The sequence below is a fragment of the Thalassolituus sp. genome (genome assembly GCF_034111725.1).
Lineage (GTDB): Bacteria > Pseudomonadota > Gammaproteobacteria > Pseudomonadales > Oceanobacteraceae > Thalassolituus.
In genome coordinates, this window is sequence record NZ_JAWUWR010000012.1 from 65981 (window position 1) to 88289 (window position 22309).

Here is a 22309-nt window from a genome sequence, read left to right on the forward strand (position 1 = left end):
AGGATGCTTTGGCGTCCTTTTTTTGCTTTTGGATTCCTAGAGCGCTTCTACGACGCTGGATAATGTCCGTAACTGACCTGTGCATTTTGGCAAAGGCAGTTAAAGTGCATGCATTGTAGGCAAAGACATTTAACGATGGTCGTGTTTAGGCGCGACTAGACCGATAGCTCCCATCACTAGGGAGTTAAAACTGAGGATTCATTATGCAAAATTTTAATAATAAAGTAGCAGCTATTACAGGTGCTGGTTCAGGTATCGGGCGTGCGTTAGCTATGAATCTTGCGCAGCAAGGCTGCAACCTAGCGATCAGCGATGTAAGTGAAGCCGGTTTAGCGGACACTGCGGAGATGTTGGGTCGCTACCCAGTTAAAGTGACCATCCAAAAGCTTGATGTATCGGATAAAGAAGCCGTATTTGCTTGGGCAGACCAAGTAGTCGCCGATCACGGTAAAGTAAGTATGGTATTCAATAACGCAGGTGTTGCTCTAGCGGGTACGGTAGCTGCTTTAGAAATCTCAGATTTCGAATGGATTATGAACATCAACTTCTACGGCGTTTTGTATGGTATTAAAGCCTTCTTGCCGCACATGGAACGTGGTGGAGAAGGGCATATCATTAATATCTCTAGCGTATTTGGTTTGGCATCTCAGCCACTGATGAGCGGTTATAATGCCAGTAAGTTCGCAGTGCGTGGTTTGAGTGAATCGTTACGTCAGGATTTAGAGAGCACTGGATCCCCGGTAAGCATGACCTGTATTCATCCAGGTGGTATCAAAACTAACATCGCTAAGTCTTCACGTATGTCATCGAGCACGGCTTCGATTACTGGTACTGATGACAACGATACCGTTGCCAACTTCGAGAAGATGTTTATCACTACCCCTGATAAAGCTGCTAAGACCATTCTTAATGGTGTTAAGAAGAACAAGCGTCGTGTGCTGATTGGGCCGGATGCTCACTTCTTAGATATTATGGTACGTCTATTGCCGACTTCTTATCAGTGGATTTTCACTAAAGTAGTTGGCCTACAGAAGAAGATGAATACGAAAGCCGCTTAAATCCGGTTTATTCGATTGAAAAGAGCGCCACGGCGCTCTTTTTTATTTGGCGTAAAAAAACACCCTGCTGACGTCATAAGAGTATCTAGCAGTTTGATACATGAGTCTTATTGGCTAATAGCTGTGTATTCCCTTAGTCTGGGGATTGAACATTGGCGATCATAGGAGTGTATGGCGCATGACTAGTGCAACACGAATAGAACACGACAGCATGGGGGATCTTGAAGTCCCTAACTACGCCCTCTACGGCGCGCAAACTCAGCGAGCAATTAATAACTTCAATATCAGTCAACAGACAATGCCGAGCGCATTTATTCGCGCTTTGTTAAATGTGAAAATGGCTGCGGCAGAAGCCAATTGTCGGCTCGATCAATTAGATACTGAAATTGCAGCAGCAATTAAGAAGTCTGCACAAGGCTTGCTCGACAGTGATGATTTTATGGATCACTTTCCCATTGATATATTTCAAACTGGCTCTGGCACCAGCACCAACATGAATGCTAATGAAGTCTTGGCACACCTAGCTTCTATGATGTGTGAGCAAACGGTGAATGCGAATGACCACGTGAACGCTGGGCAAAGCAGTAACGATGTTATTCCTACCAGCATTCATGTCGCGGCATCTATTGGCTTAGTCTGTGAATTATTGCCAGCATTGAACCATTTAAAGCAGGTCATGGATGTCAAAGCGGAAAGTTTAAAAAATATCGTAAAAACAGGTCGCACGCATTTAATGGATGCTATGCCCGTGCGTATGGATCAAACCATTTACGCTTGGTCGAGCCAAATTCAGCAAAATATCCGCAACCTTGAACAGTTGCAGCCAGTTATTCAATCCCTTGCTCAAGGTGGTACGGCGGTCGGTACGGGAATTAATGCTCACCCTGAATTTGCCGCATTATTTTGCCAAGTATTGTCGCAGCAAACGGGCATAGCTTTTACTGAGGCGGATAATCGGTTTAGTCAAATGGGGAGCCAAGATAGTGCTGTAGCTGTGTCGGGTCAGTTGAAAACCTTAGCCGTGTCCCTAATGAAAATCGCCAATGATTTACGCTGGATGAATTCTGGACCATTCGCAGGATTGGGCGAGATAGAGTTGGAAGCGCTGCAGCCTGGCTCGTCGATTATGCCAGGTAAGGTTAATCCCGTTATCCCTGAAGCGGTTGCTATGGTGGCTGCCCAAGTTATTGGCAATGACACCACCATAACAGTTGCTGGGCAGTCAGGTAATTTTGAACTGAATGTCATGTTGCCATTGATAGCGAGTAATTTACTGCACAGTATTCATTTACTGACCCAAGCCAGTCTAGTGTTAGCGGATAAAGCAATTGCGACTTTTAAGGTGAACGATGCCCGACTGCAAGAGGCTTTGGCGCGCAATCCAATTTTAGTAACGGCGTTGAATCCGATTATTGGCTACGCCAAAGCGGCAGAAATTGCCAAGCTCGCTTACCGCGAGCAGCGTGCGATTATTGATGTTGCCGAAGAACATACTGATTTAACGCGGGCAGAATTAACGAAATTACTTGATCCAGACCACTTAACTCGGGGCGGCCTAGCTTAAATGCGGATGTTTTGATCTAGTTTGCGCGATTTTGCGCGATTTTGCGCGATTTTGCGCGATAGTGACGAGCTGTATTTACAGCTCGTATACTTTTTTGCAGAAGGCGACACCCGATAATAAAGGATATTTCTGACAGACTTCGAGAGTGCAATAAAATTCGTCGATACGCGCTTCGCGCGGAGAAATCATCTCGGGTGTGCCGGTATAACCGTTAGGGCACAGTTCGGCAGCGCGGCGTTCCCAGTGAGTACGAAAACGAGCTTCCGTCGTCTCGCGATGAAACATCAGGACGTAGCGCGCTTCTTGGCGGACTTCAATTATATGAACTCCAGGCGAGACCTCTTTATCTAGATAGCCGTCTTGGTGAGTGTCTGGGCTAACTTGTGCTTTTTGGTATCCCAGTGGTGTACATGCTGCTATTAGCAGCAAAGGGAGCATTAATAATGGGGCGAGCTTAGGCAGCTTCATGCGAAATCACTTATGACAACAATAGAAAAAACAACGCTTTGCCTATTGTGCCGTAATTTCTGCAAAAATACCTCGGGTGAGTGAGGCTAAATCGTTAGCTGCTAGGCCAATTTCTAAACCTCGACGTCCTGCGCTGCAATAAATGGCGGTAAATGCCGTCGCACTCTGGTCTATTACGGTAGGCAGAGCTTTCTTTTGACCAATTGGACTAATCCCCCCAACGATGTACCCCGTTGTTCGTTCAGCCACTTTAGGATCGGCCATATCTGCTTTCTTTGCACCAAGCGCTTTCGCGATAGCCTTGAGGCTGAGTTGATGACTAACCGGCAGAACGGCAACCGCAAGTGGACTTTTATGACCGCTGAGGCTGACCAGTAAGGTTTTAAAGACTTGCGCAGGAGGGAGATTTAAAACGTTGGCTGCTTCTTCGCCGTAAGATGGGGCATCAGGATCGTGTTGATATTCTAGAATGTCGTAGCGAATACCCGCTTTTTTCGCGGCATTAATGGCGGGAGTCATGATGTTATTGGCCGTTAACAATCACTGTTTTGTCATCTATTAGAGCAAAGCGTGGTTGGGCAACACCGCCAATAACAACTTCTTCCGTGAACATAGCATACGGCCTGACCCAGTGGCTAAAATCACCGTAGAGCGTACGATAATGCACCAACCACTCTTCGGTTTCACTGTGGCGCACTAAACCGAACACTTCGTAATCGCTACCCTTGTAGTGACGGTAGCGACCACTTTTTATACTAGGTGTTGTTATATCTTCGTTCATTTTTACTATTTTTCTGTAATGGCAAAGCGAACTTGCACACTCTGTTCGATATCTTGTTTTTGAATCAACATTTCTGATCCAACTGACGAATCTTCCATTTTTGCGTTGCGCATTTGCGCCATCATCATAACCGGCTGAGGACTGTAGCCGCCTTGCTCTTGAATAAACTGCACTGCGCCTAGGCTGTTATCTAACGTTGTGGCCATAAAATTCGCTTTGTCGCGTGCATCGAGTAGAGCAAGTTTGGCGGCTTGACGCTGTAAGCTTGGCAGGTCATTAAAACGCAGATTAGTATTTTGAATTTGAATGCGGCCATCTTCCATTAAGCGGTGTACTAAACGGCCGTAATCATCAAGATTGCGCAGTGTAATAGTCACGCGGCGGGTGACTTGTTCGCCGGTGTATTTGCGCGTGCTGCTATCGCGTTGCCATTCGTACATTGGTTGATTGCTAATGTGCGCTGCGTCGATGTCATCTTTACTAATATTTAAATCAGACCGCACTTTCAATACTTGCTGGAACACGGACTCAACGCTGTCGCGGGCTTCGGCTAATGTTTTCTTGGTATCACTAAGAGAAATGTACAGCTGCAAATAATCGGGCATTACTTCGATTTTGCCGTAACCACTGACGTCGATAAAAGGTTCGTCGGCCCAGCTAGGGAAAATAATAAATAGGGCAATAATAAACGCAGATAATTGTTTCACAGGTTCAATCTCCTTCGTGTTTTATACGCACATGTCGTCTAGTTTATTGTTTTATAACTGTGACGAATTATCCATAGCGGCTAATTGTTCTGGTGTTGCTTCTTGCTGGTATTGCGCCTTCCAAACATCATATGGCATACCGTAAATAATCTCGCGCGCAGCATCATAGGTTAACGCTTCTCCGCCTTCGGCTGCCGCAGAGGTGTACCATTTTGCTAAGCAATTGCGGCAAAATCCTGCGAGGTTCATTAAATCAATATTTTGCACGTCTTTGCGTTCGTCTAGATGTTTCAATAATCGGCGGAATGCGGCAGCTTCTATTTCAGTTTTGGTCATGGCGTATCCTGTGTAGCAGTAAATTGTGACCACTAGGTTCGACCTTAGTGCATCATAATGGTTGCGAAGTTTGTGGTTTAAAAATATCGAAGCTTAAAAGTGTTGGTAACCACTGGTCGCCAATTCGAGAGGCTCTCCATTGTGGCATAACTCAACTTTAGCAGCACCGGCTTTAACGCTACCAATACGCAGGCACTGATCTAAGCCAACGGTGGTTGCAAAGGCTTCAATTCGAGTGCGGTACTCTGGTGGTGCTGTAAACAATAATTGGTAATCATCTCCGCCGGTAAGGCAACGAGACCAGTTACTGTTACTCATTGGCACAGCCGTTGGAATCCATGCTGCCTCTATGTGCATAGTGACATTAGATTGTTTTGCGATATGCGTAGCATCTTGCAATAGCCCATCGGATATATCTAGGCATGCCGATGCCACGGTTAACAGTAATTGTCCAAAGGCGATGTGCACTTGTGGATGGTAATACGCCTGAGTGAATTTGGTTTGACGAGCGGGCTCGTTGATTACCGTATCCAACGCCAGCGTCGCCGCACCTAGGTTACCGGTGAGCCAAATATCATCACCGGCTTCTGCTCCAGAGCGAATAAGGCGTTCATTCTGTGGTAGTAAGCCTTGCACAGCGATAGTGATTACGGTGGTTGGTCCGGATGTGGTGTCTCCACCTAACAGTCCAATCCCTAACTCATGTGCCGTTTGCCTCAAACCCGTGGCGAAATCCGCTAGCCATTCTTCGTCGGCTTTAGGCAAGGTTAATGCTAAATGAAAGCCTTGAGGCCATGCCCCCATCGCGGCTAAGTCACTAACGGCACAACGCAGAGCGCGGCCAGCAATTAAATGGGCGGGAGCCTTGGCCGGAAAGTGAACATCGGCCACTTGGGTATCAATGCTTTGCGCTAAATCCATATCTGCAGGTACGGTGATAACGGAGGCATCATCACCATTTCCTAAACGAATATTCTCGCATTGGGGATACCCGTCGGCAAAGTAACGCCGGATCAGATCGAACTCGCCTCTGTGCTCGCTCATGATCGCTCCGGCAGCGGATTAACCGCGAGGGCCTTTGATTTCGACCATACGTTCGCGCTGTGCTAAACGATCAAGCACACCATTGACGTATTTATGGCCATCGGTAGCGCCGAAGGTTTTCGCTAGCTCGACGGCTTCGTTAATAACGACCTTGTAAGGTACGTCTAAACGATGGGCCATTTCGTAGGCTGCTAAACGCAAAATGGCGAGTTCAACCGGTGTCATTTCATCAATACGGCGATCTAAGAAGGGTGCAAATTTTTCATCAAGACGTCCTTTCTCGCGCGGCACTCCATGCAAAATATCGCTGAAATATTCTAAATCCACATTGCTCATATCGTTGTCAGTACGGAATTCCGCTTCGATTTGAGTTAGGTTTGCACCACCTACTTGCCATTGATACAAAGCTTGAACGGCGAAGCGACGTGCTTTTCGACGTGCTGCAGGGCTCGCTTTTTGAGTGCCAGAAATGCGTGACATCGAAATTAAGCCTCCATGGCTTTAAGTAGAGCAACCATCTCGAAGGCAGACATGGCTGCCTCTTCGCCTTTATTGCCTGCTTTTGTGCCAGAGCGTTCGATTGCTTGTTCGATGGTATCTACGGTTAGTACGCCAAATGCCACTGGAATGTCGTACTGCATTGCCACTGACGACAAGCCTTTCACACATTCACCAGCCACGTATTCGAAATGCGGTGTGCCGCCACGAATAACAGCACCCAATGCGATAATCGCATCGTATTTAGCGCTAGCAGCGGCTTTTTTAACCACTAATGGAATTTCGACGGCACCCGGAGCACGAATGATGGTGATGTTATCTTTGTCGACGCCATGACGTAACAAAGAATCAACCGAACCTTCTAGTAAACTTTCAACAACGAAAGCATTCCAGCGGCCAACAACAATGGCGTAGCGGCCATCGTTTGGAGTGAGGTTTCCTTCAATCGTCTTAATATGTTTCATAGTCTTATCTCTAAACTTATTCGCAAAAAGGGATGTATTCGGTGATTTCTAGATCAAAGCCAGAAATCCCGCTGTATTTCATTTCGGAGCTGAGTAAACGCATTTTTTTAATGCCTAGCTCGCGTAATATTTGGGAGCCAGTGCCTATGGTTAAAAAGGCGCCTGAGCTATCGGTGTTAGGACTACGTACCGGACGCGCACGACCAAAGAAGGCATCAAGATTATCGTTAACATCTTCTTTTTGATCAGCAGACAACAACACCAAGACACCTTTGCCTTCTTCAGCAATACGCTTTAATGCTTGGGTAGATGACCAGCTTGGTGAGTCAGGGGTGCGTAAACCTAGAACATCGCGAATGAGATTATTGGTTTGTACCCGCACGAGTGTCGGTTCGTTTTGCGATACCGTGCCTAAGCTCAACGCTAAATGAGTTTCACCTAAAATCGTGTCGCGGAAGGTGTGCAACGTAAAATCACCAAATTCGGTGTGCACTGTGTCTTGGGATAAACACTCAACGGTTTTTTCGTTGGCCATGCGGTAGTGAATTAAATCGGCAATCGTACCGATTTTAAGGCCGTGCTTTTCCGCAAAAATTTCTAAATCTGGACGACGCGCCATAGTGCCATCGGCATTCATGACTTCAACAATCGCGGACGATGGCAGTAGCCCCGCCAGACGCGCTAAATCACAACCGGCTTCGGTATGACCGGCGCGGCTTAATACACCGCCAGGACGCGCACGTAATGGGAATATATGACCAGGCTGTACTATGTCTTCCGGTTTGCTGTAAGAATCGACCGCCACGCGAATAGTACGCGCGCGATCAGCCGCTGAAATACCCGTGGTCACACCTTCGGCTGCTTCAATAGAGACAGTGAACGGCGTGGAAAAACGCGCACCATTTCCAGCAACCATTGACGGTAAGCCTAAGTAATCACAGCGATCACCGGTTAGAGTTAAGCAGATTAATCCGCGTGCTTCCGTGGCCATAAAATTGATAATTTCAGGCGTTACTTTTTCCGCAGCAACAATAATGTCGCCTTCGTTTTCACGATCTTCGTCATCCATAAGAATGACCATTTTTCCGGCGCGAATGTCGGCAATAATGTCTTCGATTTTATTCAGTGGCATAGCTGCTCACCCTATCTAAAATGTCTATGTTGATCGTGGCGATGTACTCACGACCGTAACGAAATTATTTCCAGAAACCATTCTCGGCTAAAAAGCTGGGTGTAATAGCGTTACTTGCTGTTTTGCTGCCTGTTAGTAATTGCTCTAGGTAACGAGCAATGACATCGACTTCCAAGTGAACATGATGACCAGGTTGTAAATCGCACAGGGTCGTCTGCTCAGCAGTATGCGGCACGATATTGAGACTAAACCCAGTGGCGGTTAAGTCATTGGTGGTTAAACTCACGCCATCAACCGTACTAGACCCTTTTGAGGCATTATAACGGCGCAAGTCTGCTGGTACCTCGATATCAAAGCGCACAGAGCGAGCGTCAGCATGACGGCTTTGTACTCGGCCTACACCGTCAACGTGCCCGCTGACAATGTGTCCGCCCATTCGCGTGGTTGGCATCATGGCCTTCTCTAAATTCAGCTTATCACCCATCTGCCATTGAGCAATTCGGGTGTGCGTAATGGATTCGCGCGAGACATCCGCTTCAAAACCATCACCATGCAAAGTAACGACAGTTAGGCAAACGCCATTGGTGGCGATACTGTCGCCCAACTTAACGTCGCTAAGGTCCAATGACTGGGTTGCTACCCGTAAGCGGATATCCCCTTGTTGTTGCGATATATTGGCGACACGGCCAACCGCTTCAATGATTCCGGTAAACACGTTACAGACCTTTCGTTACGCTTCTTTTGCGACTGGGGGTTTGACGGGGCGCAAGGTAAGACGTAAATCATCACCTACTTGACGTGAGTCCTGCCAATGCCAGCGTATTTGTTCTTCCATGCTATCCAAAGGTAAGGATAGCAGTGGGCGAGCGTTGCTCCCCAATAGGGTGGGGGCACAATATAAAATCAGTTCATCGACTAATCCTGCAGCGACAAATGCACCCGCAAGAGCAGCCCCCGATTCAACTAATACTTCGTTGCATCCGCGCTCGCCAAGTTCCTGTAATAGAGCGTAAAGATCGACTTTGTCTTTTTTCTCTCCGCTCCAGTAAGCCAGTTTCCCTAACTTTTCGTCGCGGGAAATGGGATCAGCGCTAACCTTGCGAGTGGCAATTAATACATCACCTTTCTGGGCAAATAATTTAGCATCGCCGCCAATACGGTTGCGTCCGTCGATGACAACGCGTAATGGCTGACGCCATAGGTGCTCTTCGAGTTCTATCCCGGTTTCTTCTGGGCGTACCGTCATGGCAGGGTTATCAATCAGGATACTATCGGCACCTGTAATAACAGCGCAGCTGCGTGCGCGCGTTCTTTGCACATCACGACGTGCTGCTGGGCCGGTAATCCATTGACTTTCGCCGGATGCCATTGCGGTACGACCATCTAGGCTTTGCGCTAATTTAACGCGAACGAAAGGTAGGCCAGTGCGCATACGCTTCATAAAGCCAGCATTGAGTGCCTCAGCTTCGGCTTGCAGACAGTGCTCTGTCACTTCGATATCAGCGTCACGTAGCATGTTGTAACCACGACCAGACACCAAAGGGTTAGGATCGCGTGTGGCACCAATAACTTCAGCAATACCGGCATCAATTAAACCTTGTGCACATGGGGCTGTGCGTCCTGTGTGTGCACAAGGCTCTAAGGTAACGTAAGCGGTTGCGCCTTTGGCCATATCGCCAGCATCCTGTAAGGCCTGCACTTCGGCATGAGGGCCACCGGCTTTTTTGTGCCAGCCTTCACCAACAATAACGCCTTCACGCACAATGACGCAGCCAACTCTAGGGTTAGGGCTAGTGCTGTATAAACCGAGTTTGGCGAGCTGTAGGGCACGGGCCATATAATATTCGTGATTCATTGCGTACTGACCTCATCATGACTGGATGGCGACAAACGCTCAATTTCAGCGCGGAATTCGTCGAGGTCTTTGAAACTGCGGTAAACAGAGGCGAATCTAACATACGCAACTTGGTCTAGTTGGCGAAGTTCAGCCATAACGCATTCACCAAGAACGCGGCTATTAATTTCGCGTTCGCCCATGGCGCGCAGCTTATGTTTGATACGTACGATAGCGGCTTCCACGTCCTCGACACTAACAGGGCGTTTTTCCAGCGCTCGCTGGATACCTGAGCGGAGTTTTTCTTCGTGGAAGGGCTCACGGGTACCGTCGTGTTTGATGATACGAGGCATGACTAATTCGGCGGTTTCGAACGTGGTGTAACGTTCACCACACTGTATGCATTCCCGGCGTCGGCGCACTTGCTCACCATCGGCAACCAGACGGGAGTCTATGACTTTGGTTTCTGGATGGGCGCAAAAAGGACAATGCATACGTTAAAGAGCGTTCCGAATAAGGGAAATAGGCGATTCAGCCAGAGAGCGCATGGTACTCCGGCTGGGCGTTTCAGGCAAGTAATGGGCCGTTATCAAACACGAATATCAGCCATAAAAAAGGCCGCTCGAGGCGGCCCAAAGTGTGAAGCAATCGAACAATCAAGCAGCAGCGGTGGACTTCGCTGCGCGATATGGGTTTTTGATCTGGTCAGCAAGCATTCCGCCTTCGTCCAGCATCTTATGGCGCCACTCATCAAGTAGTGCCACTGTGTCGTGATCGTTCGGGTGGAAGCCCGGACGGAAGAAATCAAGATACTTACCAGCAAGTTGTGGGAACAAACCTTTCCAACCCCACAAGAAGGTGAAGCCTTTCCAGTTGTCCTTGAACTTAAATAAGCTCTTATCTGCCCATAACAAGCGCATATGACCTGTACCTACTACTCCAAAGAAGAAAATAGTGGCGATAATCATCGTCAGTGTACGAGTGAAGTAACCGCCCCCGGCCAATTCGTAAACATCGTAAGCCACGACTTTATGCTCGTTTTCTTCTAGGGCATGCCACATCCAAAGCTTTAATGCTTCAGGGTCTTTAATCATTTGCTGGTGGCGTTCATCGCGTAGTAGCTGTTCTGCCAAAATCGCGGTGTAGTGTTCAAGCGCTACAGTGATCGCTAACTGAATTTTCTTTGGCAATATTTTACGGCCAAGTTTGAATAACATACCGAGTTCTTTATCCAACTGCTCGGCAGGGAATCCATGATTAGCGGCCATATTATTGAAAGCGGCATGCTCTTTACTGTGCATGGCTTCTTGACCAATAAACCCAGATACCTGCGCTTTTTGCATTGGATCTGTAATGATGCCACGGTAGTTTTTCACAGAGTCTACGAAGAAGGTCTCACCTTCTGGAAAAAGCGCTGATAGCGTGGTCCAGAATGTCGTTAAAAAAGCATTGTCGCCATACCAATAACGATTGGTGTCCTCTGAGAACTCAAAGTCCATACGGCGTGGTGGAATACCGGCACGCTCGCCTGCAGTCATGCGGACATTGCCAGTGTTTGTATCGGCTAATGTTGCTTGTGTCATATGAGAGTCCTGCTGTTGTTTGTTTAAATCACGAAAACTATTAAACGTTGTCTAAGTCATTGGTAAAAGGTAGCTCTCCGCCAATTTGATTCAGGTGTTATGGGTGCAAGAAAGACAGATCATTAACGATTTTGGCGAGGTCATGCCGAAAATGCGTCGATAAATACTTATACAAGACTTCTACCCGTATTTTACGCTCAATATTCGGTAAATTTATGGGAGGTTATGTTACACCGAGGGGGTTTTTAACTGCCATTGGTGTTATATGTGCCAAAAGATATTTGCATATGTGTCATATCTGGCGACGTACATAAAAAAAAGAGGCCGACGAATCGGCCTCTTTTAGAGCTACTTGCTAAGCTGAGATGATATTAAACCGCAGCCGCTGGGCGTGTCTTGCTTGGATTTTTGATTTGATCCGCCAACATACCGCCGTCACCTAGCATACGATGACGCCAATCGTCTAGTAGCGCCTCAGTATCATGATCGTTCGGGTGGAAACCTGGGCGATAAAAATCAAAGTACTGGCCAGCCAAGCGCGGGAATAAGCCATTAAAGCCCCATAGGAACTTCAAACCTTTCCAGTTTTCTTTGAAGTTGAACAAGCTTTTGTCTGCCCACAGGAGGCGGATATGGCCAGTGCCAACAACGGTGAAAAAGATCACTGTCGCAATGAACATAACAAAAACGCGCTCAGCGTAATTACCGCCGGCTAATTTATACACGTCGTAGGCAACAATTTTGTGTTCGTTTTCTTCTAGGGCGTGCCACATCCACAATTTTAATGCTTCTTTGTCTTTGAACATTTCTTGGTGACGTTCATCGCGCAAGAGCTGTTCCGCTAGAATTGCGGTGTAGTGTTCTAGAGCTACGGTTGCTGCAAGTTGCATGCGCTTAGGAATAACTTTGCGAATGACCTTAAATAACCAGCCCAGCTCTTTATCAAGTTTTTCAGTCGGAAAGCCGTGCTTGCTGGCCATACCGTTGAACGCTTCATGTTCTTTGCTGTGCATCGCTTCTTGCCCAATGAAGCCAGATACTTGGTCTTTCAGTGTTTGTTCAGTAATGATGTGACGGTAGTTTTTTACCGTATCAACGAAGAAGGTCTCGCCTTCGGGAAATAGCGCTGACAGCGTCGTCCAAAACGTCGTTAAGAAGGCGTTATCGCCATACCAGTAACGGGTTGTTTCGTCGGTGAACTCGAAGTCCATGCGACGCGGAGGAATGCCTGCTCGCTCGCCGGCTGTCATACGGACAGTGCCAGTGTTGGTGTCGGCTAAAGTTGCATTTGTCATATGAGAGTCCTGCTGTGCTTTGTTGTTTGTTTATTTCACTACACTATTAGACGCCGTCCATGACTATCTCTAAAGGTAGCAGTCCGCCAATTTTTTTCTGTACTTGGAGTCATAATATGTCACGCCAGGGTTGTTTGTGGCGTGCTAAGACTGAAAATATCAAAATTCTTGTACTACAAAGCAACAATCGGTGTTTTTCCGTCAAATACGGGTATGAGGGTGAAATTTCTACGAGGTGAGGTGGGGTTTTAATCTGCCACGGATGTGCAGAGTGTGCCAAACCTTGGGCTTAAAATGCCAATTCTTTTCTGGATGTTGGCTAAGAGGGCCAGAACTAGCCCTCTTATTGCAGTTGATATTCGCTTATGCAGCTGCTGTTTTGCTCGGGTTTTTAATCTGGCTAGCCAGAATACCGCCTTGATCGAGCATGCGGTGACGCCAATCATCCAGTAGTTGCACGGTATCGTGGTCATTCGGATGAAATCCTGGACGGAAGAAGTCTAGATACTTAAACAGCAAACGCGGGAATAGACCTTTCCAACCCCACAAGGCCCACATGCCCTTTAAGTTGTCTTTCAAATTGAATAGGGAGCCATTTGCCCATAACAGACGGATATGACCTTGGCCAACGAAGATAATAAAACCGAGCGTCGCAAGTATCATTGCCGTTGCGCGAGTGAAATAACCGCCACCAATTAATTCATACACATCATAAGCAACTGCTTTGTGTTCGTTCTCTTCTAGCGCGTGCCACATCCATAACTTTAAGGCTTCTTGATCTTGGATGTTCTCTTGATGTTGATTATCGCGCAATAATTGCTCAGCTAAAATTGCCGTATAGTGCTCAAGCGCTACCGTAGTTGCTAGCTGCAGTTTTTTCGGAAATATTTTTTTTACTAAGCCTAACAAGCCCCACAGTTCTTTATCTAGTTGTAGAGTTGGTAGGCCGTGCTTGGCTCCCATATCATTAAAGGCCTGATGTTCTTTTGTATGCATCGCTTCTTGACCGATGAAGCCGGAAATCTCATCTTTTAATTCTTGACCGGTGACACGATCACGGTAGTTTTTAACGGAGTCGATGAAGAAGGTTTCACCCGCTGGAAAAAGCGCTGATAGCGTTGTCCAAAAAGTGGTTAAAAATGCGTTATCGGCGTACCAATAACGCTTGGTGTCGTCAGCAAACTGGAAATCCATACGACGTGGCGGAATTCCCGCTCTTTCACCGGCGGTCATGCGTGTTGAATCATTATTTGCGTTAGCTGCCTGAGTCATCGCAATTACCTCTTATTGTTTTAGATTTTGTCGAATTGTGTTTTCGTAGGATTATTTAACGCGCTGCGACGGCAGGTTTGAAGGTAGGAATTAGCCATTATTTATCGCCACTTATAAGGCCAAGAGGTGCTTGAATCACTCAGGTTTGGCAAAAGGGGTTTAATAAATTGAGCGAGATCAATAAACCGATAAGTATTCGTTAACGGAGCTAGGGTTAACTACGGCCACACCGTATGCGAAAGGTGCCAAACATAGGCACTAGACACGCCACTTAGTGGCGCTTAGGCATTGCTGGTATCTGTGTTTTCTTGAGTTAGGGCGTTCACTAAAGGATCGAGAAGGTAGTTTAGTGAATCAACGCCTGCACGATAGTCGGCGATGCGTCCCCAGTGTTCAAACTGTCCAAGCGCATAACTTTGAGTAATGTCATTAAAATAAACACAATGACGACCGAAGGTCGCGAGTACCCAAAAACCGCAACATTCGTCGCCCCATGGATGCTGCTGCCATAATTCTGGGTTTGGTAAATGTATTAATTTCCACAGGTTGTGTACGTCGGCGTCGAGAGAAGTGACCTCAAGCGCAATTTGTTGAATGAGCTGGGTTTCGGTAACAGGGGTCCATGACTGATTCATACGTGTCCACTTATAGTGTCAGTTCGAGTAAGACGATATGACAGAAGTGTGACAGCATCGTGACAACGTCCAATACAGATTACACTGGCGAGAATGACACGCATAAAAAAACCGGCCATTGGCCGGTTTTTTTAATCAGAAATTGCTTATTTGTAAACAGGGAACTGTTCGCAAAGGGCAACCACTTTGGCTTTTGCAGCCGCTTCAGCCGCTTCAGATGTGCCGTTTTCTAGGCCATCTAATACGTCACAAATCCAACCTGCTAACTCAGTTGCCTGAGCTTCTTTAAAGCCACGGCTAGTGATGGCAGGGCTACCGATACGCAAACCTGAGGTTACGAATGGTGAGCGTGGATCGTTTGGTACTGAGTTTTTGTTCACAGTAATGTTAGCGCGGCCTAGGGCTGCATCCGCATCTTTACCTGTGTATTCTTTGCCGATTAAATCAACTAAGAATAAGTGATCGTCAGTACCGCCAGAAACGACTTTGATACCACGGCTGATAAAGGTTTCAGCCATCGCTTGGGCATTTTTTACCACTTGCGCTTGGTAGGTTTTGTAGTCTTCTGACATGGCTTCTTTGAAACACACCGCTTTAGCAGCGATTACGTGCATCAATGGACCGCCTTGTGATTCTGGGAATACGGCAAAGTTAAACTTTTTGTTTAGCTCTTCATTGTCGTTAGCCAGAATCAAACCGCCGCGTGGACCGCGTAAGGTTTTGTGAGTCGTTGTGGTTACGACGTCTGCAATCCCTACGGGGCTTGGGTACACGCCAGCAGCGATAAGGCCAGCAACGTGTGCCATATCAACAAATAGGTATGCGCCTACTTGATCAGCAATTTCACGGAAACGCTTCCAATCAACAACGCGTGAGTAAGCCGAGAAGCCCGCTACGATCATTTTTGGCTTGTGCTCAATTGCTAGACGCTCAACCTCTGCGTAATCAATTTCGCCCGTTTCAGGGTTAAGACCGTACTGAACTGCATTGTATACGCGGCCAGAAAAGGATACTGATGCACCATGCGTCAAGTGACCGCCATGTGCCAAGCTCATGCCTAGAATGGTGTCGCCTGGCTGGCAAAGCGCGAAGTAAACCGCAGCGTTGGCTTGTGAGCCCGAGTGTGGTTGCACGTTAGCGTAACCTGCGCCAAACAATTCTTTGGCACGGTCGATTGCTAATTGCTCAATCACGTCAACGTGCTCACAACCGCCGTAATAACGCTTGCCCGGATAACCTTCGGCGTACTTATTGGTTAGTTGTGAACCCTGAGCTTCCATGACGCGTGGGCTGGTGTAGTTTTCGGATGCGATCAGCTCAATGTGGTGCTCTTGACGAGCGTCTTCGGCTTTCATCGCCGCCCACAGATCAGGGTCGAAATCCGCTATGTTCATATCACGGCTAAACATCAGGGTGTCCTCACGTAGACAGGTAGTAATCTCAAAGGCGGCATTCTAACGCAAACTGCGGCTCGTGGCACTTGACGATGGATCACAATGATTATGATCTATCTTCAAGTTGCTGATTGATCTACTTCAATTTCGAACATTTCGAGTAATTCCTGTTCAGGAATAGGTTTGCTAAATAGGAATCCTTGTACTTCTTCGCACTTTGCTTTTACCAAAAACTCGAGTTGCTCTGCAGTTTCAACGCCTTCGGCAATAATGCCCATGCCAAGGTTATGACCCATAGCTATGATCGTACGGGTTATCTGGGCATCATCCGTATTGGTCGGTAAATTTTGGATAAATGAACGGTCGATTTTTAGGGTGTCGACGGGGAACTGCTTTAAATAGTTAAGTGATGAATAACCGGTGCCAAAGTCGTCGATGGCGGTTTTAACCCCTAAACGGCGCAAACCATTGAGCGTTTCTAAGGTGTGAGCGACATCGTCCATCAAGATACTTTCTGTTAGTTCTAGCTCGAGTTGGCGTGGATGCAGGCCAGATTTAAAGATGGCGTCTTTTACCACATCGAGGAAATTGTCTTGCTTAAATTGACGTGCCGATACGTTAACTGCGATACGATCAAGAGCGATATTGTATTTTTCTTTCCATTCGGCGAACTGTAAACAAGCTTGCTCCAATACCCATTGACCAATCGGTACGATTAAACCGGTATCTTCAATAATAGGAATAAACACACCCGGTGCGATCATGCCTTTTGATGGATGATTCCAGCGCAATAAGGCTTCAACGCCAACAGGAGACGCGGTAGCTGCCTCGTATTGTGGTTGGAAATACAGCTCGAGTTCTTGGCGCGCGAGTACATGGCGCAGATCGTTTTCAAGTTCTAATAGCTGTACTGCTTTTTTATTCATCGAAGCATTAAAGAACTGAACGTTATTGCGGCCCATATCTTTGGCGTGGTACATCGCCATATCGGCGTTCTTCAATAACTCAATAACACTGCCGCCGTCGTTAGGATAGATACCAATACCAACGCTGGCACTGATGAATACTTCGCGCTGGCCGAGCAAGAATGGGCGATTAAGCGCATGTAAAATACGCTCGCCAATACGCACGGCAGTATCTGCTGCGGCTTCATTGTTTGCTTGTTCGCCCACAGCGATGGTGAATTCATCGCCGCCCATGCGACAGACCATATCTTGTTTTTTCACGCAGTTGCTGAGGCGCAAAGCGACTTGTTTCAGAACCTGATCACCGGCTGGGTGCCCCATCGAATCGTTAATCGGCTTGAAGCGGTCAAGGTCGATAAACAGCAATGCAACACTGCCTTCGTTTTCGCGAGCACTCGTAAGCATGCTCTCTAAACGTTCATGCATTTGGCTGCGATTGGGTAGTCCGGTGAGTGGGTCGAAGTAGGCGAGACGATGAATGCGCTCCTCGATCACCTTACGCTCGGTGATGTCCGACATAATGATAATCAGACTTTGCACTTCGTGGTTATGATCGCGAATGGCACTCACTCCGGCCCAACCCGTGCGGATATCGTTATTTACTCGTTTGTAGAAAATTTCACCTTGCCAGTAGCCATCCACAACTAAAGACTCACCGATTTGTTCGAAGAAATCCGTGTTATGGCGTTCTGATGAAATCAAGAAGTCTGGTGTTTGGCCAATGACTTCTTGTTGGCTATAACCGGTAATGTGAGTGAATGATTTATTGGTATTGGCGATTCGCAACTGGCGATCGGTAATTAAGATGGCTTCGTTGCTGTTTTCAAATACTTCGGCGGCTAGCTGCAGTTCTTGCTCTATTTGCCGTGATTCGGTGACATCGCGACAAATACCAAGCATTCCTTGTAATTCGCCGTTTTCGTTCCACAGTAGGCTGGCTTGCAGTTCTAGCTTGATCTCGTTACCAGTTTTACTAGTGGCGATCATATCCTGACGAATCATGGAATTAAGGCGTTGAGTTCCTACGGGATTTCGAATCGCGAGCTGCACATGGTGGCGCATAGTTTTAAAAAGCGAGCGAATATCTGCTTTGGTAAAGATAGCGCTGACACCTTCACGTAATAATTCATCGGGTTGATAGCCGAGTACGCGGGTTACCGAAGTACTCACAAAATTAAAGTTAAGCTCGGCATCGGTTGCCCAAACAATATCTTTCATATTTTCGGCAAGCAGTCGGTAGCGGCGTTCACTTTCAACGATCTGTTCTTGTTTCTCAACGTCTTCTGTGACGTCACGAATGGTGCCGACATACCGCACAATTTCGCCACTTTCGTTGGTATCAAAGGGGGAGTCACGGAATTTAAGAATACGTATACTGCCGTTTGCATGTAAAAAACGGGCCGTGCCTTCACGGGTAGTGCCGGGTTGCATGCGATGTATATGCATGAGGGCTTTATGTAGCTGAGGTACCTCATCTGGGTCGGCAAACGATATCCAGTTGCGCTCGGTAAACTCTGGCGTGTCGGGATAGCCCAGAATCTCGGATATAGCGCGATTTTTGAAGGCGACATGTTGGCGCATGTTGTCATCAAGATCGACTACATAAACTAAGTCCGGCATTGAATCCATGACGTGTGCCCAAAAGCTCTCGCGTTCACGAATTTGCTCTGTCGCATTCTTGCGGTCAGTCACATTCACTAATGTCATTAGCGCCTGACCATCGGCACCAGAACGTAAGCTAAGATTGGCCCATATATGACGCAGTTCACCGCTCATTGTATGCAGTGTCATCTCGAATTCAGTATTCGATAGCTTTAAATCGCGCGCGTGCTGCAGTGCCGCAACTAAGGGTTTGAAATCGTCTGGATGGTTAGCGTAGTGCTTTTCTAGTTCGAGTTTATCGCTGGCGTCTGCCAACTGCAGTGCAGCATCGTTGACGGCAATGACATCTATATTGGCGACATCATTATTGAAATCTTTTAAGCCCAATAAACAGTGTGCAACACCCGCCTCTTCAAAGAGCGCCTTGTAGCGTGTACGGCTTTCTTCAAGTGCACTTTTGGCTTTAACGGCTTCAGTAACGTCACGCAGTAGCCAGACAATGCCGGTAATTTTGTTGTACTCATACAGTGGGTGATAGCTCTGCTCTAAAATTCGAGCTTTACCTTTTTGTATGAGATTAAGTTGGCGGCCACTATCTTGTAGCGAGTTAAGTTCTTCAATATCCAATCCGCGATTCCACAGCGCCTGTTGGTCAGACCATAAATCGCTCAGTTGTCGTCCAATAATATCGTCACGACTTTGGTAACCCAGCATATCGACTGCTTTGGGGTTAACGTAATTGATGGTACCTAAAACATCGGTGGAAATTAGCGCTTCATCAATTGATTTTAATGCTTTGTCTGCGCGTCGTTCTATGTGGCTGCGCTGTGCACGTAAGTGGGTAACCTGACGTTCTTGATGGCGCAAAAAATGCCACAAGCCAACTAAGATCAAGCCAAAGACAATAAGAAATATCAGAGGATTACGCAGTCGCGCCCACAACTGCTGAGATTCATACCCTTGAACGGGCAGTGCAGCAACATTCCAACCAGTCGTTGGTACAGGGGTGGAATAAATAATATTGGTTTGTTCGTCGGCGCTTAATTGCGGTTGGTTGCCGGTGCTGGCGAAATATTTCTCACGAATAGACACTTTGTAGCTATCCCGCTCAATCAAGAGCATTTCGAACCCAGGAAAACGTCCGTTATAAATAATATCCGAGAGGTTGCTGTATGAGCGGCGGCTAACCAGAATGTATTCGCCGCCGGCCGTTTTAAATGGTGTCGCTATGTAATAGCCACCCATGTGGCCATATCGCAGTGAAAAAACAGTGGCTTTATAATCTGCTCTTTGCAGATGATTATTGAGATCTTGAATCTCGTTATCGCCCATCAGTTGGCCATACTGATAAAGCAGATCGCCCGCTGAGGAAGTTAAAAAGAAGCCGGTCGCGTTGAATATGGCGGCACTGATATGCCCCCAAAGTTCCTCTTCATCGACAGTCTCGGGGGAATTTATACATTGTTCGAGGAATTCACTGTAACTGCGCGCCAGAGTATTGTTGGCATGCAGGCCTGCTCGGGTAAGCAGTCCGGCTTGCATGGCATAGTTGTCGAGTGTGCGGTGAACGTCTTCGACGAAGCGGCGCTCATCCTCTTGCCACTGCTGAAATGCATTAAAGCCGAGAACCACTGCTAAAAAGATAAAACTAAGAATAAACAGGGGTAAGTTTACGCCTGTTGAGTTACTGAGGCCTCGTCCATTCTCAGTTGCATCATTAATACTAGAAAGCATGGTTACCTATCTGGCTGTTATCCGATCCTTCATTATAGACACAAGTCTTAGATTTCGTAGTGCTTGCTGACCCATCCTACGTTTTAGCGATTGCCAAGCGCGAGCCTTTTCAGTAGCTTTGCCAGCAAATCGATTCGAGGACCTAAGCTATGGCTCAATATGTTTTTACAATGAATCGTCTTGGCAAAATTGTACCGCCCAAGCGACAGATTTTACGTGATATCTCATTATCTTTTTTCCCTGGCGCTAAAATCGGCGTGCTCGGCTTAAATGGCTCGGGCAAATCAAGTCTGCTGCGCATTATGGCTGGTATTGATCAGGATTTCATAGGCGAAGCTAGGCCACAACCCGAGCTAAACATTGGCTACCTTCCGCAAGAGCCGGAACTTGATCCTAACAAAGATGTAAAGGGTAACGTAGAAGACGGCCTAAGTGAGCTAATGAATGCTCGTGCTGAATTGGACGCAGTTTATGCGGCCTACGCAGAACCCGATGCCGATTTTGATGCACTCGCTAAAAAGCAGGGGCGTTTAGAAGCCATTATTGAATCATCGGATGGGCATGATATCGACCGTCAGATGGAAATTGCCGCTGATGCTTTGCGTCTTCCACCATGGGATGCGGATGTCACTAAACTCTCTGGTGGTGAGCGTCGTCGCGTTGCTTTATGTCGCTTATTGATGTCGAAACCAGACATGCTGTTGCTGGACGAACCAACGAACCATTTGGATGCCGAGTCTGTGGGTTGGCTGGAACGCTTCCTTGATGAATACCCGGGTACTGTGGTGGCGATTACCCACGACCGTTATTTCTTGGATAACTGTGCTGAGTGGATTCTGGAACTCGACCGTGGTCACGGCATTCCTTACGAAGGCAACTACACCAATTGGCTTGAGCAAAAAGAAAAACGCTTAGAGACCGAGAAGAAACAAGAAGATGCTCACGCTCGTGCTGTTAAGCACGAATTGGAGTGGGTTCGTCAGGGTGCGAAAGGCCGTCAAAGTAAGAGCAAAGCGCGTTTGGCTGCATTTGAAGAGTTATCATCGCGCGAATTCCAAACGCGTAACGAAACCAACGAAATTTATATTCCACCAGGCCCGCGTTTGGGCGACAAGGTTATCGAATTCCACAATGTCACTAAGTCGTATGGTGACCGCGTGCTGATTGATAACTTGAGCTTTACCGTACCTGCTGGCGCAATTGTCGGTATCGTCGGTGGTAACGGTGCGGGTAAATCGACGTTATTCCGCATGATTGCTGGCCGTGAACAGCCTGATTCTGGTGAAGTGGTGTTAGGTTCAACCGTGAAGATGGCCTTTGTCGAGCAGTTGCGCGATGAGCTAGACGACAAGAAAACTGTATGGGAAGCGATTTCAGACGGCAACGACATGCTCAATATCAACGGCAAAGAATACCCAAGTCGTTCGTATATTGGTCGCTTTAACTTTAAGGGTGGTGATCAACAGAAACGTGTTGGTGATTTATCCGGTGGTGAGCGCGGACGTTTGCAGTTGGCTTACACCTTAAAGCAAGGGGCTAACGTGCTTCTGCTCGATGAACCGTCTAACGACTTGGACGTTGAAACCTTACGAGCCTTAGAAGAAGCCGTGTTGGCATTCCCCGGTGCGGTAATGGTGGTGTCGCATGATCGCTGGTTCTTGGATCGTATTGCTACTCATATCATGGCCTACGAAGGCGACTCGCAAGTGACCTTCTTTGAAGGTAACTACACTGAGTATGAAGAAGATCGTAAAAAGCGCATGGGTAACGATGCTCAGCCGAAACGAATGAAATACAAGCGTCTCGCTTAATTCAGTCGATTGGCCTAGACGGAAATATTGCCGAGGTAAAACTCGGCAGTTTCCGCTATTTTTATAATGCAGTGTGACGAATGTCTTATTGAGTCGTCTCTTAGCAGTTGCGATCTGCGTTAAAACAGCTAA

At 47.2% G+C, this 22309-nt stretch carries 21 protein-coding genes; 3 read left to right on the plus strand and 18 right to left on the minus strand.

Translation table 11 applies throughout. From position 1 onward, the window contains the following. The first annotated feature begins 203 nt into the window (after positions 1–203). Together UXZ23_RS02200 and UXZ23_RS02205 are read left to right on the plus strand one after the other, a co-directional pair. Positions 204–1058, plus strand: coding sequence for an SDR family NAD(P)-dependent oxidoreductase (locus UXZ23_RS02200; protein ID WP_320819022.1), 855 nt, complete (start codon positions 204–206; stop codon positions 1056–1058). Between the two features lie 178 nt (positions 1059–1236). After that, positions 1237–2622: a class II fumarate hydratase gene (locus tag UXZ23_RS02205; protein WP_320819023.1), complete on the plus strand. Its 1386-nt coding sequence runs from the start codon at positions 1237–1239 to the stop codon at positions 2620–2622. A 75-nt stretch (positions 2623–2697) separates the two neighbouring features. Here the strand turns inward: UXZ23_RS02205 and UXZ23_RS02210 are convergent, their stop codons facing one another. The 18 genes from UXZ23_RS02210 to UXZ23_RS02295 all read right to left on the minus strand — a co-directional run bounded on the left by UXZ23_RS02210 (position 2698) and on the right by UXZ23_RS02295 (position 20366). After that, entirely contained in the window at positions 2698–3090 is a 393-nt protein-coding gene (locus UXZ23_RS02210) for a hypothetical protein (protein ID WP_320819024.1), read from the minus strand. A gap of 42 nt (positions 3091–3132) precedes the next feature. Continuing rightward, on the minus strand, positions 3133–3609 hold the full coding sequence (ybaK, locus tag UXZ23_RS02215) for a Cys-tRNA(Pro) deacylase (protein ID WP_320819025.1): 477 nt from the start codon (positions 3607–3609) through the stop codon (positions 3133–3135). A gap of 4 nt (positions 3610–3613) precedes the next feature. Then, a complete protein-coding gene (locus UXZ23_RS02220; protein WP_320819026.1) occupies positions 3614–3871 on the minus strand; it encodes a DUF1653 domain-containing protein in 258 nt (85 codons plus the stop codon). 5 nt (positions 3872–3876) lie between these two features. Beyond that, the gene (locus UXZ23_RS02225; RefSeq protein WP_320819027.1) at positions 3877–4578 is read right to left on the minus strand and encodes an SIMPL domain-containing protein; all 702 of its coding nucleotides are present in this window, start codon (positions 4576–4578) and stop codon (positions 3877–3879) included. Positions 4579–4629: 51 nt separating this feature from the next. After that, positions 4630–4914 (minus strand): DUF1244 domain-containing protein, encoded by a 285-nt coding sequence (locus tag UXZ23_RS02230; protein WP_320819028.1) that lies wholly within the window; start codon positions 4912–4914, stop codon positions 4630–4632. Positions 4915–5007: 93 nt separating this feature from the next. Continuing rightward, a complete protein-coding gene (thiL, locus tag UXZ23_RS02235) occupies positions 5008–5958 on the minus strand; it encodes a thiamine-phosphate kinase (protein ID WP_320819029.1) in 951 nt (316 codons plus the stop codon). A gap of 18 nt (positions 5959–5976) precedes the next feature. Further along, positions 5977–6438, minus strand: coding sequence for a transcription antitermination factor NusB (gene nusB / locus UXZ23_RS02240; RefSeq protein WP_015488251.1), 462 nt, complete (start codon positions 6436–6438; stop codon positions 5977–5979). 5 nt (positions 6439–6443) lie between these two features. Further along, positions 6444–6920: a 6,7-dimethyl-8-ribityllumazine synthase gene (gene ribE, locus UXZ23_RS02245; protein ID WP_320819030.1), complete on the minus strand. Its 477-nt coding sequence runs from the start codon at positions 6918–6920 to the stop codon at positions 6444–6446. A gap of 16 nt (positions 6921–6936) precedes the next feature. Beyond that, positions 6937–8052, minus strand: a complete 1116-nt coding sequence (gene ribBA / locus UXZ23_RS02250) for a bifunctional 3,4-dihydroxy-2-butanone-4-phosphate synthase/GTP cyclohydrolase II (RefSeq protein ID WP_320819031.1) — start codon at positions 8050–8052, stop codon at positions 6937–6939. A 64-nt stretch (positions 8053–8116) separates the two neighbouring features. Beyond that, complete coding sequence (locus tag UXZ23_RS02255; protein ID WP_320819032.1) at positions 8117–8767, minus strand: riboflavin synthase; 651 nt, start codon at positions 8765–8767, stop codon at positions 8117–8119. A 15-nt stretch (positions 8768–8782) separates the two neighbouring features. After that, the gene (gene ribD, locus UXZ23_RS02260) at positions 8783–9907 is read right to left on the minus strand and encodes a bifunctional diaminohydroxyphosphoribosylaminopyrimidine deaminase/5-amino-6-(5-phosphoribosylamino)uracil reductase RibD (RefSeq protein WP_320819033.1); all 1125 of its coding nucleotides are present in this window, start codon (positions 9905–9907) and stop codon (positions 8783–8785) included. Beyond that, positions 9904–10380, minus strand: coding sequence for a transcriptional regulator NrdR (gene nrdR, locus UXZ23_RS02265; RefSeq protein ID WP_320819034.1), 477 nt, complete (start codon positions 10378–10380; stop codon positions 9904–9906). The genes ribD and nrdR overlap by 4 nt, the downstream gene beginning before the upstream one ends. 162 nt (positions 10381–10542) lie before the next feature. Further along, positions 10543–11469: a metal-dependent hydrolase gene (locus tag UXZ23_RS02270; protein WP_320819035.1), complete on the minus strand. Its 927-nt coding sequence runs from the start codon at positions 11467–11469 to the stop codon at positions 10543–10545. Between the two features lie 371 nt (positions 11470–11840). Beyond that, the gene (locus tag UXZ23_RS02275) at positions 11841–12764 is read right to left on the minus strand and encodes a metal-dependent hydrolase (protein WP_320819036.1); all 924 of its coding nucleotides are present in this window, start codon (positions 12762–12764) and stop codon (positions 11841–11843) included. Between the two features lie 363 nt (positions 12765–13127). Next, complete coding sequence (locus UXZ23_RS02280; protein WP_320819037.1) at positions 13128–14036, minus strand: metal-dependent hydrolase; 909 nt, start codon at positions 14034–14036, stop codon at positions 13128–13130. 281 nt (positions 14037–14317) lie between these two features. Beyond that, positions 14318–14671, minus strand: coding sequence for a hypothetical protein (locus UXZ23_RS02285; protein WP_320819038.1), 354 nt, complete (start codon positions 14669–14671; stop codon positions 14318–14320). A 146-nt stretch (positions 14672–14817) separates the two neighbouring features. Then, positions 14818–16080 carry a serine hydroxymethyltransferase gene (gene glyA / locus UXZ23_RS02290; protein ID WP_320819039.1) on the minus strand — a complete coding sequence of 421 codons (1263 nt, stop codon included), beginning with the start codon at positions 16078–16080 and terminating at the stop codon, positions 14818–14820. Positions 16081–16184: 104 nt separating this feature from the next. Next, the gene (locus UXZ23_RS02295) at positions 16185–20366 is read right to left on the minus strand and encodes an EAL domain-containing protein (protein ID WP_320819040.1); all 4182 of its coding nucleotides are present in this window, start codon (positions 20364–20366) and stop codon (positions 16185–16187) included. A gap of 149 nt (positions 20367–20515) precedes the next feature. Here UXZ23_RS02295 and ettA point away from each other — a divergent pair, with 149 nt between their 5' ends. Continuing rightward, a complete protein-coding gene (gene ettA, locus UXZ23_RS02300) occupies positions 20516–22177 on the plus strand; it encodes an energy-dependent translational throttle protein EttA (protein WP_320819041.1) in 1662 nt (553 codons plus the stop codon). Positions 22178–22309 lie beyond the last annotated feature (132 nt).